Genomic DNA, 14,042 nt, shown 5'->3' on the forward strand with positions numbered 1-14,042 from the left:
GATCGAACATGGATATCAAGAGCGCGCTGAGCCGCATCGTCGGCCATCTGGACCTGTCCACTGAAGAAATGAGCGACGTCATGCGTCAGATCATGACCGGCCAATGCAGCGAGGCGCAGATTGGTGCCTTCCTGATGGGCATACGCATGAAAAGCGAGAGCATCGACGAGATCGTCGGTGCGGTTTCGGTGATGCGCGAGTTGGCCGACAAGGTCGAGCTGAAGAGCCTCGATGGCGTGGTCGATATCGTTGGCACCGGCGGCGATGGCGCCAACATCTTCAACGTTTCCACGGCGTCGGCGTTTGTCCTGGCCGCAGCCGGTTGCCCGGTGGCCAAGCATGGTAACCGCGCGGTTTCGGGCAAGAGCGGCAGCGCCGACCTGCTGGAAGCGGCCGGCATCTACCTGAACCTGACCCCGGTGCAGGTCGCCCGTTGCATCGACAGCCTGGGCATCGGTTTCATGTTTGCGCAAAGCCATCACAAGGCAATGAAGTACGCCGCTGGCCCGCGTCGCGACCTGGGCCTGCGTACCCTGTTCAACATGCTGGGCCCGCTTACGAATCCGGCCGGTGTGAAGCACCAGGTGGTCGGCGTGTTCAACCAGGCACTGTGCCGCCCGCTGGCCGAAGTGCTGCAGCGCATGGGCAGCAAGCATGTACTGGTGGTGCACTCCAAGGACGGCCTGGACGAGTTCAGCCTGGCGGCGCCGACCTTCGTTGCCGAGCTGAAGAAGGGCGAGATCACTGAATATTGGGTCGAGCCCGAAGACCTCGGCATGAAGAGCCAGAGCCTGCACGGCCTGGCCGTCGACGGCCCGCAGGCCTCGTACGAGCTGATTCGTGATGCACTGGGCCGGCGCAAGACCGAGAACGGCCAGAAGGCGGCCGAAATGATTGTGCTCAATGCTGGCGCTGCGCTGTATGCCGCTGATCATGCCATGACCCTGGCGCAGGGCGTCGAACTTGCCCACGACGTGCTGCATACAGGGCTTGCCTGGGAAAAACTGCAGGAACTGGGTGCCTTCACCGCCGTATTCAAGCTGGAGAACGAAGCATGAGCGTACCGACCGTGCTGGAAAAGATCCTCGCCCGCAAAGTCGAGGAAGTGGCCGAGCGCAGTGCCCGGGTCAGCCTGGCCGAGCTGGAGCGCCTGGCCAAGGCCGCCGACGCCCCCCGTGGCTTTGCCAATGCGCTGATCGAGCAGGCCAAGCGCAAGCAACCCGCGGTCATTGCCGAAATCAAGAAGGCATCGCCGAGCAAGGGCGTGATCCGCGAGCACTTCGTGCCGGCGGACATCGCCGTCAGCTACGAGAAGGGCGGGGCGACCTGCCTGTCGGTGCTGACCGATGTGGATTACTTCCAGGGCGCTGATGCGTACCTGCAGCAGGCCCGCGGCGCAGTTTCGCTGCCGGTGATCCGCAAGGACTTCATGATCGACCCCTACCAGATTGTCGAGGCCCGGGCGCTGGGCGCCGACTGCGTGCTGCTGATCGTCTCGGCGCTGGATGACGTGAAGATGGCCGAGCTGGCCGCCACGGCCAAGGATGTCGGCCTGGATGTGCTGGTCGAAGTGCATGACGGCGATGAGCTGGAGCGCGCGCTGAACACCCTCGATACCCCGCTGGTCGGCGTCAACAACCGCAACCTGCACACCTTCGAGGTCAGCCTGGAGACCACGCTCGACCTGCTGCCGCGTATTCCGCGCGAGCGCCTGGCCATTACCGAAAGCGGTATTCTCAACCGTGCCGATGTCGAGCTGATGGCAATCAACGAGGTTTACTCGTTCCTGGTGGGCGAGGCGTTCATGCGTGCCGAGCAACCGGGGCTTGAACTGCAGCGGCTGTTCTTCCCGGAACAGGTGAAGAAGTCTGTTCAGCCATTGGACTGACCAAGACGAGCCGGCTTTTGCCGGCTTTTTTGTGGGCAATGGCTGCATCGTGAACAATCACATCAAAGGTGGATCAATGACCGATCAACCCCTGGCACTGACTGTTGAACAAGGCCTGCATGCCGAGCAGGACCTGCTGGCCGCGGTCTGCCGCGGCGAGCGCGAATTCGGTGTGCTGTTCTGGCGCCCGACCGACCATGCCCTGGTCATGCCGCGCCGCATGAGCCGCCTGGAAAACTTCGAAGCCGCCTGCGCCGAGCTTGCGATTGCCGGCTGGCCGGTGCTGTTGCGCGAGACCGGCGGTGAGCCGGTGCCGCAATCGCATGCCACGGTGAATGTGGCACTGGTGTACGTGGCACCGCGCAGCGAAGGTGACCATGGGCGTATCGAGAATGCCTACGAACGCCTGTGCCTGCCGCTGTGCGAGGTGCTATGCGAGTGGGGCGGGGTGGCTTCGGTGGGCGAGATCGACGGGGCGTTCTGCGATGGCCGCTACAACGTCAATCTCAATGGTCGCAAACTGGTCGGCACGGCCCAGCGCTGGCGCCAGGGGCTGGGCGGAAAACGCCCGGTGGTGCTGGTGCATGGCGCACTGTTGCTGGATAACGAGCGTGAGTCGATGGTCGCGGCCGTCAACCGCTTCAACGAGTGCTGCGAACTGGAGCAGCGCTGCCGCGCCGATGCGCATATCGCCTTGCACGAAGTTGCGCCCTCAGCGCCCTGGTTCGAGCGCCTCTCACAGGCCTATGCCAAGGTGCTTGCAGACCTGCCCAAGGACTAACGGGTACCGTAGACCACCATGGTCTTGCCCTTTACCTGCACCAGGCTGCGCTCCTCAAGGTCTTTGAGGACGCGGCCGACCATCTCACGCGAGCAGCCGACGATGCGGCCGATCTCCTGGCGGGTGATCTTGATCTGCATGCCGTCGGGGTGGGTCATTGCATCGGGTTGCTTGCACAGCTCGAGCAGGCAGCGGGCGACACGGCCGGTCACGTCGAAGAAGGCCAGGTCGCCGACCTTGCGCGTGGTATTGCGCAGGCGCTGCGCCATCTGGCCACCCAGGGCGTAGAGGATGTCTGGGTCCTGACGTGAGAGCTCGCGAAACTTGTCGTAACTGATCTCTGCCACTTCACATTCGGTCTTCGCGCGGACCCAGGCGCTGCGCTGCTGCTCGCCTTCCACGGGTTCGAAAAGCCCCAGCTCGCCAAAGAAATCACCGCTGTTGAGGTAGGCGATGATCATTTCGTGACCGTCGTCGTCCTCGATGAGGATGGTCACCGAACCCTTGATGATGAACGACAGTGTTTCGGCCCGATCGCCGGCGCAGATGATGTTGCTCTTGGCGGTGTAGCGGCGGCGCTGGCAGTGCACCAGCAGTTTGTCGATATTCTTGATCTTGGCGGGTAGGGCTGAGGCAACCATCACGAAATCCTGTTCGATACGACACATAGGCTTCTTGTAGGAAGTGTCTGGCGGCAAGCGCCAGTCATTTGGCGCCAGCTTATCAGACACTACAGGATGTTTCGGTACTAAACCGACACGTCTCGAGCTTTTCCGACAGCCACACAAGGTCTAAGCTGACACCCTTTTCCGAAAATTAGGAGTCCAGGTAGATGAAGGCACGTATCCAGTGGGCCGGTGACGCGATGTTCCTCGGCGAGTCGGGGAGCGGGCATGTCGTCGTGATGGACGGCCCGCCTGAGGCTGGTGGCCGAAACCTGGGCGTGCGCCCGATGGAAATGCTGTTGCTGGGCTTGGGTGGCTGCAGCAGCTTCGATGTGGTCAGCATCTTGAAGAAGTCGCGCCAGGCGGTGGAGAGCTGCGAGGCGTTCCTGGAGGCCGAGCGCGCCAGCGAAGACCCGAAAGTGTTCACCAAGATCCACATGAACTTCGTGGTGAAGGGCCGTGGCTTGAAAGAGGCCCAGGTCAAGCGGGCAGTTGAGCTGTCGGCCGAGAAATACTGCTCTGCGTCGATCATGCTGGAGCGCGCGGGCGTCGAGATCACCCACGGCTACGAGATCGTAGAGTTGGGTTGAGTCCGAAATGTCTGGGCTGCGTTGCAGCCCCGGCTGTCTTCAGTTGCGCAGTGCCGGAAGGGCAACTTGCAACCACTGCGGTACTACGTTTCTGAATGCCTGGCTCAACCGCTCCCGCCGCTTTTGATAAGCCAACCCCAGCCAGATAACTCCCAGCCCGATCAACGTCACCACCACCGGGAACAGCAGCGACTCGGCAAACACCTCGTAAGACAGATACCCCAGATAAGCCGCCACCCCCAACGCCCCAAACACCATGAACACCGGCCTGCGCAACAGCACGGCGATGGCCATCAGCCCGATATTGATCAGGCAGTAGAGGGCCTTGCCCAGCTCGCTACCGTTGTCCACCAAGGTCAGCCCACCCCAGAACGCCGCGAGCCCGGCCAGATAGCCCCAGTGGGCATAGTCCTCACGGGTGCGGCCGTCCACCACCAGGAATACCAGCAGCATCCCCAGGCCGAACCAGAGCGATACTTCGCGCCGTTGCTCCCAGCTGAACGGCGAACCGAAGAACCACTCGCTGAGGTCCATCGACATGAACCACAACGCCATGGCGATCGGCATCACGATGAACGGGAAAGGGATCAGCCGCAGCATCAGCAGCCCGGCGACCACTGTGGCGGCTTCCATCAACAACCAGCCGCCCTGCACATAGGTGTAGTACTGGTGATAGGCCGATTGCCTGTCATCCAGTGGCCACCAGCCGACCAGACGCTCGATGGCAAACACCGCCAGCGGCACGATGCTCACCGCGACCGCCGCCAGCACGCCGGCGGCTACCGGTTGTGCGCGCCGTTGCAGGTTGAGGGCGAAGAGCGTCAACAAGAGGATGTACAGCGTGGCGATGGCCAGCAGTGCCCAGTCGCCGATCTGCATCCAGGCTTCGGTGAGCAGCCAGCCCATGGCGCCCATGATGAGCAAGGCGCCGAAGTAGAACGCGACGTGCGCCAGCTGGAAGCTGCCGCGCGTTGCCGGTTGCTGGTGTAGAAACTGCAGCAGGGCTTGATCCTGGCCCGGCTGGAGGATGCCGGCGTGCACGGCGCGCGCCAGGTCCTTGGCGCTGAATCGTTCCGTCATGGGTTTACCTTCAGATACGGTAGGTGCTCTTGGTCATGACCTTGGCCAGCAGGCTCATGCCGAAACGCACCGGGGCTGGAAAACGATAGCCGCCCGCCTCGAGGGCAGACTCGGCGTGCTGCTCTTCATCTATGCGCATTTGTTCGAGAATGGCGCGAGACTTTTCGTCCTCGTGCGGAATCTGCTCCAGGTGTTCGTCCAGGTGTTTGCACACCTGATGCTCGGTGGCGGCGACGAAACCCAGGCTGACCTTGTCGCTGACCAGGCCGGCGAGCGCGCCAATGCCGAACGACATGCCGTAGAACAGCGGGTTGAGCACGCTTGGGTGGCTATTCAACTGGCGTATGCGCTGTTCGCACCAGGCCAGGTGGTCGATTTCTTCCTCGGCGGCGTGCTCCATGGCTTTGCGTACCTGGGGCAGTTTGGCGGTCAGTGCCTGGCCTTGGTACAGCGCCTGGGCGCAGACTTCGCCGGTATGGTTGATGCGCATGAGGCCGGCAATGTGGCGGCTCTGGGCGTCATCCAGGTCGGCATCCGGCTGGACGATGGCCGGGGATGGGCGGGACGGTTGGCCGCTGAAGGGCAGCAAGGTGCGCATGGCGGTATCGGCCTGCAGCAACAAGCGGTCGAGCGGCGAGTAGTGACGTTCGGTAGCCATCGGGCACCTCCGCAAGAGTGTGCCCGACAGTTTACCGCAATAGCGCAAGGGTCGCTTGCCCTGGATCAGCCCGGCGGCCAGTGCATCTGGCGCTGGCCAAGCACGTGCATGTGAATGTGGTAGACGGTCTGCCCACCCAGTTCGTTGCAGTTCATGACCACGCGGAAGCCCTCTTCGCAGCCAAGTTCCTTGGCCAGACGCTGGGCGGTGAACAGGATGTGACCGGCCAGGCCTTTGTCCTCTTCGGTCAGGTCATTGAGGGTGCGGATGTGCTTTTTCGGGATGACCAGAAAATGCACGGGCGCCTGGGGGGCGATATCGTGGAACGCCAGAACCTGGTCGTCCTCGTAAATGATCTTCGCCGGGATTTCCCGGTTGATGATCCTGGTAAATAAATCGTCCACAGCACTTGCTCCATGGTGAGGGTCCGGGCCGAGTGTACTCAGCCGGGCGCCGCTCGCCCAGTGGCTATTCCATTCCGACCGGGCAGTAGCGGCGATGGATCACCCCAGCGAGCTTGCGCACCAGCCAGCGGGGCAGCAGGCGCGGCGCGAATGCCAGCCAGCGATTGCGCCGGCCGGGTGTGATGAGTGTGCGGTTCTTGTCCAGGGCGCGCACCGTGTAAAGCGCCACTTCTTCTGGGCTGAGGCAGCGGGTGCCGCCTTCGAGCCGAGGAATGCGCCGGCGCGATGAGCGCACGGGGCCTGGGCATAGCACCGAGACCTTGATGCCAGTGCGCTTGAGCTCTTCGCGCAGTGCCTGGGAGAAACTCAGCACATAGGCTTTGCTGGCCGCGTAGGCCGCCATCCAGGGGCCCGGCGCGACACCGGCCAGGCCCGCCACATTGAGGATCTGCCCGCCGCCCTGGACTGCCATCAGGTTGCCGATGGCATGGCAGAAGCGGCTCATGGCCAGGATATTGACCTCCAGCAGGTTCTGCTCGTCGGCCCACTCATGGGCCAGAAACGGCCCATAGGTGCGCAGGCCTGCGCAATTGACCAGCAGGTCGATACGCCGCTCGCCTTCCTCCAGTTCGAGCACGAAGCCCGACAGGCGAAGGGGCTGGCTCAAGTCGCAGGCTCGGAACAGTACCTCGACACCGAAGCGTTGGGTCAGCTCGATGGCCACCGGCTCCAGCGTCTCGCGCTGGCGTGCCACCAGGATCAGGTTGCGCCCGCGCCGTGCCAGCGCTTCCGCCAGGGCCAGGCCCAGGCCGCTGGAAGCACCAGTGATCATGGCGTAACGGGTCATGCAAAGGCTCCTGGGGCTGAAGAGGGCGCCTAGTGTACAGCTTGGCCGGGCAAGGTGTTGCCTTTTGCTACAAGGCCTGGGCGCGAATACCCTGGCAGCGATCCAGGGCTTCCCGGTACTCACTTTGCAGGCGTTCGATCAGTGCGCTGGCGTTGGGCAGGTCATGGATATCGCCCACCCCCTGGCCTGCCGACCATACGGTTTTCCAGGCCTTGGCTTCGTCGTCGATCGGTTTGAGCTTGCCCGGTTCATGGCCATGCGTGAGTGCGTTCATGTCATAGCCCGCCTGTTCCAGGCTCGGCCGCAGGAAGCTGGCCGGGATGCCGGACACTGCCGGGGTGTGGATGATGTCGACGGCATGGGCATCGAGCAGCATCTGCTTGTAGGCAGCCTGGGCCTGGCTTTCGGTGGTGGCGATGAAGCGGGTGCCCATGTAGGCAAGGTCGGCACCCAGTAGTTGCGCCGCCAGGACCTCATGGCCGTGGTTGATGCAGCCCGCCAGCAGCAGGGTCTTGTCGAAAAACTGCCGGATCTCGGCCACCAGGGCGAATGGGCTCCAGGTGCCGGCATGGCCGCCAGCGCCCGCCGCCACTGCGATCAGACCATCGACACCCGCCTCGGCGGCCTTCTCGGCATGGCGGCGTGTGGTAACGTCGTGGAACACCAGCCCGCCGTAGCTGTGCACGGCATCGACTACCTCCTTCACCGCGCCCAGGCTGGTGATGACGATCGGCACCTTGTGCGCCACGCACAGGGCAAGGTCCGCCTGCAGGCGAGGGTTGGTCGGGTGCACGATCAGGTTCACGGCATAGGGTGCCGGTGCTTGCAGTTGGGCAAGCCCGGCCTCGATCTCCTCGAGCCAGGCCTTGAACCCTGCGCTGTCGCGCTGGTTCAGGGCCGGGAAGCTGCCGACCACGCCGGCGGCGCAGCAGGCCAGGACCAGCCTGGGGTTGGAGATCAGGAACATCGGTGCGGCGACCACGGGCAGGCGCAGGCGTTGTTCGAGCGAGGCGGGCAATGACATGGCAAGGCTCCTGTAGGGGGTTACCGTCAGAACGGTTTGACCACCACGAGAATTACGATACCCAGCAGGAACAGCACCGGGACTTCGTTGAACCAGCGATAGTAGACGTGGCTGCGGGTATTGGCGCCGCTGGCGAAGCGTTTGCGTTGGGCGCCGCACATGTGATGGTAGCCGGTCAGCAGAATCACCAGGGTGAGCTTGGCATGCAACCAGCCTTGGCTCAGCCAGCCCGGAGTCAGGTAGAGCATCCAGCCACCGAACACATAGGTGGCGATCATGGCCGGGTTCATGATGCCGCGGTACAGCTTGCGTTCCATGGTCACGAAGCGGTCCTGGCTGATGTTGTCCTGGCTCTGAGCGTGGTAGACGAACAGCCTGGGCAGGTAGAACAGGCCGGCGAACCAGCAGACCACGCTGACGATATGTAGCGCTTTGATCCATAGGTAAAGCATTGAGGGAGTTCCTTCAGGTTTTCACGGTCGTCAGATAGTAGTGGTCAAGCGCCCGAAGGGTCACCCGAAGAGTTGTTACAGGCGGCTTGCACCCCTATTATCGTGCGCTTTCCAGTGGGCTCGTTGATAAGGGGCAAGCGTTATGATCAAGGTCGGTATCGTCGGCGGCACGGGTTACACCGGCGTCGAGCTGTTGCGTCTGCTGGCACAGCATCCTCAGGCCGAAGTGGCGGTCATCACTTCGCGCTCCGAAGCGGGCGTGGCGGTAGCTGACATGTACCCGAACCTGCGCGGCCACTATGACGGCCTGGCGTTCAGTGTGCCGGACAGCAAAGCCTTGGCGGCGTGTGATGTGGTGTTTTTTGCAACGCCCCACGGCGTTGCCCACGCCCTGGCCGGCGAACTGCTGGCGGCCGGAACCAAGGTGATCGACCTGTCGGCCGATTTCCGCCTGCAGGATGCCACCGAATGGGGCAAGTGGTACGGCCAGCCTCACGGCGCGCCGGAGCTGCTCAAGGACGCCGTCTACGGCCTGCCTGAAGTGAATCGCGAGAAAATCCGCCAGGCTCGCCTGATTGCAGTGCCGGGGTGCTACCCGACGGCAACCCAGCTGGGCTTCCTGCCATTGCTGGAGGCCGGCCTGGCCGACCCATCGCGCCTGATTGCCGACTGCAAGTCGGGCGTCAGCGGCGCCGGGCGGGGTGCGGCGGTGGGTTCGCTGTTCTGCGAGGCTGGCGAAAGCATGAAGGCTTACGCGGTCAAAGGTCATCGCCACCTGCCGGAAATCAGCCAGGGCTTGCGCCTGGCGGCGGGCAAGGACATCGGCCTGACCTTCGTGCCACACCTGACGCCCATGATCCGCGGCATCCACGCCACCCTGTACGCCACCGTGGTTGATACTTCGGTCGATCTGCAGGCGCTGTTCGAGAAGCGTTACGCCGATGAGCCGTTCGTGGATGTGATGCCGGCCGGTAGCCACCCGGAAACCCGCAGTGTGCGCGGTGCCAACGTCTGCCGTATTGCCGTTCATCGCCCGCAAGGGGGGGACTTGGTGGTGGTGCTTTCGGTCATCGACAACTTGGTCAAAGGTGCCTCGGGCCAGGCGGTGCAGAACCTCAACATCCTGTTCGGCCTGGATGAGCGCATGGGCCTGTCCCACGCGGGCCTGCTCCCATAAGGGCACAAGCTGGCACAAGGCCCGCCGAGTGCGGGCCTTTTTATGGGCGCGACTAAAGCCGCACAATTCTTGACCAATTTTCTCGGAGAAGCGGATAATGCGCGTCATCGAGTTTTATGGCGGCAACTGCGCCGGGAGAATCAGCATGAGCGTCGAAACCTTCACCCCTACCGGTCTGGAATTCACCCAAGGGGCAGCCCACAAGGTGAAGACCCTGGTCAACGAGGAAGGCAATGAGCGTCTGAAGTTGCGGGTATTCGTGACCGGCGGTGGCTGCTCGGGCTTCCAGTACGGTTTCACCTTCGATGAAGATGTGGCCGAGGATGACACCATCGTCGAGCGTGAAGGCGTGTCGCTGGTGGTCGACCCGATGAGCTTCCAGTATCTGGCGGGTGCCGAGGTGGACTACCAGGAAGGTCTGGAAGGCTCGCGCTTCGTCATCAAGAACCCGAACGCCGCCACCACCTGCGGTTGTGGTTCTTCGTTCTCGATCTGATCACGGGCTGTACGAAAACGCCGCGCATTTGCGCGGCGTTTTGCATTGTGCTGGGGCCTTACGCCGGGTAGATGGCGCCGAGCACGCGCAAGCCGCGGGCAGCGGTCACACTCGGGCGGTTGGCTGGGATACCTTCCAGGCAGCAATGGGCCAGCCAGGCGAAGGCCATGGCCTCTACCCAGTCCGGGTCGACGCCATGGGCCGCAGTGCTGGCCACCTGGGCGCCCGGCAACAGCTGGGCGAGCCGGCGCATCAATGCCCCGTTGCGGGCCCCGCCACCGCATACCAGCAGCGCCTCGGTGCCCGGCTGAGCGTTACGCAGTGAGTCGATGATGCTGCGAGCGGTCAGCTCCAGCAGGGTCGCCTGCACATCCTGGTCACGGTAGGGCGGCAGTTTGCTCAGGTGCCCTTGCAGCCACGCCAGGTTGAACACCTCGCGCCCCGTACTCTTGGGGCCGGCGCCGGCAAAGAACGGGTCGCTCAACAGGGCTGCAAGCAGCGCTTCGATCACCTCGCCACTGGCTGCCCAGGCACCGTCAGCGTCGTAGTGCTGGCCGCGCTTGAACTCGATCCAGGCGTCCAGCAACACATTGCCTGGCCCGCAGTCGAAACCATGCACCGGCGTGTCGTTGGCAATCAGGCTGAGGTTGCTGAACCCCCCCACATTGAGCACGGCGAGCCGTTGGCCCAGATGGCTGAACAGTGTTTCGTGAAATGCCGGTACCAAGGGTGCCCCTTGCCCGCCAGCGGCCACATCGCGGCGTCGGAAGTCGCCGATCACGCTGATCTGGGTAAGCTCGGCAAGCAGTGCCGGGTTGCCGATCTGCACGGTGAAGCCACGAGCAGGCTCGTGGCGGATGGTCTGGCCATGGCTGCCGATGGCGCGGATGGCGCTTGGCGCAAGCCCCTGGCTTGCGAGCAAGTGGCCAATGCCTTCGGCTGCCAGGCTGGCCCAGCGGTTCTCGGCCAGGGCGGCGCGGGCAATCTCGTCAGGGCCGCTGGCGCAAAGGCTCAGCAGGCCCTGGCGCAGGTCGGCGGGCATGGGGATGTAATGAGTAGCGAGCAGTGCTGGCTGCTCGCGTTGTTCGATCAGGGCGATGTCCAGGCCATCGAGGCTGGTACCGGACATCACCCCCAGATAAAGCGCCATGACTCAGCGCTTGTTCGCAGCGAGCATGGTGGCCTTTTCCTGATCCATGCGGGCGATCAGTGGCTGGCTCTGCTGCATGAAGCGTGAGCGTTCAGCCTTGGCGATCGGGTCGGCCATCGGCACTTTCTGGCTTAGCGGGTCGACGTGCACGCCGTTGACCTGGAACTCGTAATGCAAGTGCGGCCCGGTGGAAAGGCCGGTGGTGCCGATGTAGCCGATGATCTGGCCCTGCTTGACCGAGCCGCCGGTCTTGATGCCTTTGGCGAAGCCTTGCATGTGACCGTACAGGGTTTTGTAGCGGTTGCCGTGCTGGATGATCACGGTATTACCGTAGCCACCCCGGCGCCCAGCCAGCTCGATGCGGCCGTCACCGGCAGCCTTGATCGGTGTGCCGCGCGGGGCGGCATAGTCAACGCCTTTGTGGGCGCGGATCTTGTTCAGAATCGGGTGTTTACGGCCAGCGGAAAAGCGCGAGCTGATGCGGGCGAAATCCACCGGAGTGCGGATGAACGCTTTGCGCAGGCTGTTGCCGTCGGCAGTGTAGTAGCTGGTATTGCCCTGTTTGTTGGTGTAGCGCACGGCGGTGTAAGTCTTGCCGCGGTTGGTAAAGCGAGCGGACAGGATGTTACCGGTGCCGATCACCTTGCCATCCATGACTTTCTGCTCGTACACCACGTCGAATTCGTCACCCTGGCGGATGTCCTGGGCGAAGTCGATGTCGTAGCCCAGCACCCGTGCCATGTCCATGGTCAGGCTGTGCGACAGTCCGGCACGCTGTGCGGAGGCCGACAGGGAGCTCTTGATCACGCCGTGGGCGTAGGCCGTGCGGACCACAGGCTTGCTGATTTCGCGGTTGAAGCTGTAGCCCTTGGCGCTTTTGGTCAGGCGAATGGTTTCGAGGTTGCTGACTTTGCTGTGCAGGTTGGTCAGTTGGCCGTCTTTGTCGAGTTCGAACTGCAACACCTGGCCGTGCTTGAGCTGGCTGAACTGCTTCGCCTGCTTGTTGCTGGCCAGTACTTCATGGACTGCGCTGGCTGGCAGGCCGACTTTTTCGAACAGGGTGGACAACGTGTCACCCCGCGCTACGGTGACTTCGCGGTGGCCAGGTTGCTTGGCTTCGGCGACCGGTTCTGGCGCAGGCGTTTGTTGGTCCGCCTTCTGGGTAGCCGTGTCGGCTTCTTCGATCTGGGCGAACGGCGAGCCTTGCTCTGCCTCAGCGTGTACGAGCGGGGCGGCCTTGGACTCCTCCTTCAATTGTTCGACCGGGCTTTCCAGTTCGAGGTTGAGGGTGGTTTTCTTGGCTTCGACTTCGCTGGAAGGAAATACCAGCAGGGCCAGGCTGAGCAGGGCGGCGATGCCGCTGGCGGCCAACAGATGGCTTTTCGGATAAAGCGGGGGCGCTTTAGGCGGTTCGTTGGTCATAGGTAAGGTGACTTTTTGAAGAAAAGTGAATATGGAAAAGATGAATGACATGATGAAGATGAAATAACTGTATAAAATATAACCAAATCCATTTTCACGCAAGGGCGCGTAGACGCCGCAAGGCTGCCTGCGGGTCACATTCTATTGCGAAACTTGTATTTGATGGCCGATCTTGTATGGTTGGCTCCCCTTGAATCTGAGCCTTGCGGGTCTGTCTATGAAGTCGGTTGAAGAGCAGCTGGCGCTTATCAAGCGCGGTGCGGAAGAAGTATTGGTCGAGTCGGAACTGGTGGAGAAGCTCAAGCGCGGCCAGCCTCTGCGTATCAAGGCAGGTTTCGATCCGACCGCGCCTGACCTGCACCTGGGGCACACCGTGCTCATCAACAAGCTGCGCCAGTTCCAGGAGCTGGGCCACCAGGTCATCTTCCTGATCGGTGACTTCACCGGGATGATCGGTGACCCGAGCGGCAAGAGCGCTACGCGTCCGCCGCTGACTCGCGAGCAGGTGCTGGACAACGCCGAGACCTATAAGCAGCAGGTGTTCAAGATTCTCGACCCGGCCAAGACTGAGGTTGCGTTCAACTCCACCTGGATGGACACGCTGACCCCGGCCGACTTCATCCGCCTGGCGTCGCAGTACACTGTGGCGCGCATGCTCGAGCGCGATGATTTCGACAAGCGTTACACCACCAATCAGCCGATCGCGATCCACGAGTTCCTCTACCCGCTGGTGCAGGGTTATGACTCCGTTGCGCTGAAAGCTGACGTGGAGCTGGGCGGTACCGACCAGAAATTCAACCTGCTCATGGGGCGCGAGCTGCAGCGCGCCTACGGCCAGGAAGCGCAGAACATCGTGACCATGCCGCTGCTCGAAGGGCTCGACGGCGTGAAGAAGATGTCCAAGTCGCTGGGTAACTATGTGGGTATCCAGGAAGCGCCTGGGGTGATGTACAGCAAGCTGGTGTCTATCCCTGACACGCTGATGTGGCGTTACTTCGAGTTGCTGAGCTTCCGCTCGATGGAGGAGATCGACCAGTTCCGTGCTGATGTTGCCAATGGCGCGAACCCGCGCGACATCAAGATCAAGCTGGCGGAAGAGATTGTTGCGCGTTTCCATGGCGAAGAGGCTGCCGCCAATGCTCACCGTGCGGCGGGCAACCGTATGAAGGAGGGCGAGTTGCCGGAAGACTTGCCTGAGATCGAGGTTGCTGCGGCTGAAGACTTGCCGATTGCTGCGGTGCTGAACCGTGCCGGCCTGGTGAAGAACTCGGCAATGGCGCGCGATCTGCTTAATGGCGGCGCGGTCAAGGTTGATGGTGCGGTGGTTGATCGCGACTTCGTGTTTGCGCTGGGTGCTACCCATGTATGTCAGGCGGGCAAAAAGGCGTTTGGCCGGGTTACCCTCAAG

Annotated in this window: 16 protein-coding genes (1 of these 16 cut by a window edge); 7 read left to right on the plus strand and 9 right to left on the minus strand. The window is 62.6% G+C overall.

Annotated elements, in window-relative coordinates; translation table 11 throughout:
• Positions 1-8: 8 nt before the first annotated feature.
• The 3 genes from trpD (at position 9) to LJX93_RS02175 (ending at position 2,669) form a co-directional block, all read left to right on the plus strand.
• Positions 9-1,058, plus strand: a complete 1,050-nt coding sequence (gene trpD, locus LJX93_RS02165; RefSeq protein ID WP_033703029.1) for an anthranilate phosphoribosyltransferase — start codon at positions 9-11, stop codon at positions 1,056-1,058.
• On the plus strand, positions 1,055-1,888 hold the full coding sequence (gene trpC, locus LJX93_RS02170; protein WP_047583856.1) for an indole-3-glycerol phosphate synthase TrpC: 834 nt from the start codon (positions 1,055-1,057) through the stop codon (positions 1,886-1,888). The genes trpD and trpC overlap by 4 nt, the downstream gene beginning before the upstream one ends.
• 76 nt (positions 1,889-1,964) lie before the next feature.
• Complete coding sequence (locus LJX93_RS02175) at positions 1,965-2,669, plus strand: biotin/lipoate A/B protein ligase family protein (protein WP_227696714.1); 705 nt, start codon at positions 1,965-1,967, stop codon at positions 2,667-2,669.
• Here LJX93_RS02175 and crp read toward each other — a convergent pair.
• Entirely contained in the window at positions 2,666-3,310 is a 645-nt protein-coding gene (gene crp, locus LJX93_RS02180) for a cAMP-activated global transcriptional regulator CRP (RefSeq protein ID WP_033703333.1), read from the minus strand. The two genes, LJX93_RS02175 and crp, sit on opposite strands and share 4 nt — an antisense overlap.
• Before the next feature lie 191 nt (positions 3,311-3,501).
• On the opposite strand from crp, the gene LJX93_RS02185 reads away from it, so the two are divergent.
• Positions 3,502-3,924: an OsmC family protein gene (locus LJX93_RS02185; protein WP_027594409.1), complete on the plus strand. Its 423-nt coding sequence runs from the start codon at positions 3,502-3,504 to the stop codon at positions 3,922-3,924.
• 39 nt (positions 3,925-3,963) lie between these two features.
• Here LJX93_RS02185 and LJX93_RS02190 read toward each other — a convergent pair whose 3' ends face one another.
• The 6 genes from LJX93_RS02190 to hemJ all read right to left on the minus strand — a co-directional run bounded on the left by LJX93_RS02190 (position 3,964) and on the right by hemJ (position 8,389).
• On the minus strand, positions 3,964-5,004 hold the full coding sequence (locus LJX93_RS02190; protein ID WP_047583855.1) for a hypothetical protein: 1,041 nt from the start codon (positions 5,002-5,004) through the stop codon (positions 3,964-3,966).
• Between the two features lie 10 nt (positions 5,005-5,014).
• Positions 5,015-5,662, minus strand: a complete 648-nt coding sequence (coq7, locus tag LJX93_RS02195) for a 2-polyprenyl-3-methyl-6-methoxy-1,4-benzoquinone monooxygenase (protein ID WP_027594411.1) — start codon at positions 5,660-5,662, stop codon at positions 5,015-5,017.
• A gap of 65 nt (positions 5,663-5,727) precedes the next feature.
• Positions 5,728-6,066 carry a histidine triad nucleotide-binding protein gene (locus LJX93_RS02200; RefSeq protein WP_033703025.1) on the minus strand — a complete coding sequence of 113 codons (339 nt, stop codon included), beginning with the start codon at positions 6,064-6,066 and terminating at the stop codon, positions 5,728-5,730.
• Positions 6,067-6,130: 64 nt separating this feature from the next.
• Complete coding sequence (locus LJX93_RS02205) at positions 6,131-6,913, minus strand: SDR family NAD(P)-dependent oxidoreductase (RefSeq protein ID WP_227696715.1); 783 nt, start codon at positions 6,911-6,913, stop codon at positions 6,131-6,133.
• A gap of 67 nt (positions 6,914-6,980) precedes the next feature.
• Positions 6,981-7,937 carry an NAD(P)H-dependent flavin oxidoreductase gene (locus LJX93_RS02210; RefSeq protein WP_033703022.1) on the minus strand — a complete coding sequence of 319 codons (957 nt, stop codon included), beginning with the start codon at positions 7,935-7,937 and terminating at the stop codon, positions 6,981-6,983.
• 26 nt (positions 7,938-7,963) lie between these two features.
• Positions 7,964-8,389, minus strand: coding sequence for a protoporphyrinogen oxidase HemJ (gene hemJ, locus LJX93_RS02215; protein WP_227696716.1), 426 nt, complete (start codon positions 8,387-8,389; stop codon positions 7,964-7,966).
• 142 nt (positions 8,390-8,531) lie between these two features.
• On the opposite strand from hemJ, the gene argC reads away from it, so the two are divergent.
• Complete coding sequence (argC, locus tag LJX93_RS02220) at positions 8,532-9,566, plus strand: N-acetyl-gamma-glutamyl-phosphate reductase (RefSeq protein ID WP_033703021.1); 1,035 nt, start codon at positions 8,532-8,534, stop codon at positions 9,564-9,566.
• A gap of 145 nt (positions 9,567-9,711) precedes the next feature.
• A complete protein-coding gene (erpA, locus tag LJX93_RS02225) occupies positions 9,712-10,062 on the plus strand; it encodes an iron-sulfur cluster insertion protein ErpA (protein ID WP_033703332.1) in 351 nt (116 codons plus the stop codon).
• Between the two features lie 58 nt (positions 10,063-10,120).
• Here erpA and LJX93_RS02230 read toward each other — a convergent pair whose 3' ends face one another.
• The gene (locus LJX93_RS02230; RefSeq protein ID WP_033703020.1) at positions 10,121-11,212 is read right to left on the minus strand and encodes an anhydro-N-acetylmuramic acid kinase; all 1,092 of its coding nucleotides are present in this window, start codon (positions 11,210-11,212) and stop codon (positions 10,121-10,123) included.
• Between the two features lie 3 nt (positions 11,213-11,215).
• Positions 11,216-12,634, minus strand: coding sequence for a peptidoglycan DD-metalloendopeptidase family protein (locus LJX93_RS02235; RefSeq protein WP_033703019.1), 1,419 nt, complete (start codon positions 12,632-12,634; stop codon positions 11,216-11,218).
• A 217-nt stretch (positions 12,635-12,851) separates the two neighbouring features.
• Here LJX93_RS02235 and tyrS point away from each other — a divergent pair, with 217 nt between their 5' ends.
• Positions 12,852-14,042, plus strand: the 5' portion of a protein-coding gene (gene tyrS / locus LJX93_RS02240) for a tyrosine--tRNA ligase (RefSeq protein WP_033703018.1). It continues 9 nt past the right edge of the window; 1,191 of the gene's 1,200 nt are visible here — the first part of the coding sequence; its start codon is at positions 12,852-12,854; its stop codon lies off the right edge, out of view.

It is taken from the genome of Pseudomonas sp. HN2-3 (assembly GCF_020691745.1).
Lineage (GTDB): Bacteria > Pseudomonadota > Gammaproteobacteria > Pseudomonadales > Pseudomonadaceae > Aquipseudomonas > Aquipseudomonas capeferrum.

Coding starts and splice junctions, on each gene's coding strand:
- LJX93_RS02185 (WP_027594409.1), top strand. CDS start 3,502: ATGAAGGCACGTATCCAGTGGGCCGGTGACGCGATGTTCCTCGGCGAG.
- erpA (WP_033703332.1), top strand. CDS start 9,712: ATGAGCGTCGAAACCTTCACCCCTACCGGTCTGGAATTCACCCAAGGG.
- LJX93_RS02235 (WP_033703019.1), bottom strand. CDS start 12,634: ATGACCAACGAACCGCCTAAAGCGCCCCCGCTTTATCCGAAAAGCCAT.
- hemJ (WP_227696716.1), bottom strand. CDS start 8,389: ATGCTTTACCTATGGATCAAAGCGCTACATATCGTCAGCGTGGTCTGC.
- LJX93_RS02230 (WP_033703020.1), bottom strand. CDS start 11,212: ATGGCGCTTTATCTGGGGGTGATGTCCGGTACCAGCCTCGATGGCCTG.
- trpD (WP_033703029.1), top strand. CDS start 9: ATGGATATCAAGAGCGCGCTGAGCCGCATCGTCGGCCATCTGGACCTG.
- LJX93_RS02210 (WP_033703022.1), bottom strand. CDS start 7,937: ATGTCATTGCCCGCCTCGCTCGAACAACGCCTGCGCCTGCCCGTGGTC.
- LJX93_RS02175 (WP_227696714.1), top strand. CDS start 1,965: ATGACCGATCAACCCCTGGCACTGACTGTTGAACAAGGCCTGCATGCC.
- trpC (WP_047583856.1), top strand. CDS start 1,055: ATGAGCGTACCGACCGTGCTGGAAAAGATCCTCGCCCGCAAAGTCGAG.
- LJX93_RS02205 (WP_227696715.1), bottom strand. CDS start 6,913: ATGACCCGTTACGCCATGATCACTGGTGCTTCCAGCGGCCTGGGCCTG.
- coq7 (WP_027594411.1), bottom strand. CDS start 5,662: ATGGCTACCGAACGTCACTACTCGCCGCTCGACCGCTTGTTGCTGCAG.
- crp (WP_033703333.1), bottom strand. CDS start 3,310: ATGGTTGCCTCAGCCCTACCCGCCAAGATCAAGAATATCGACAAACTG.
- argC (WP_033703021.1), top strand. CDS start 8,532: ATGATCAAGGTCGGTATCGTCGGCGGCACGGGTTACACCGGCGTCGAG.
- LJX93_RS02190 (WP_047583855.1), bottom strand. CDS start 5,004: ATGACGGAACGATTCAGCGCCAAGGACCTGGCGCGCGCCGTGCACGCC.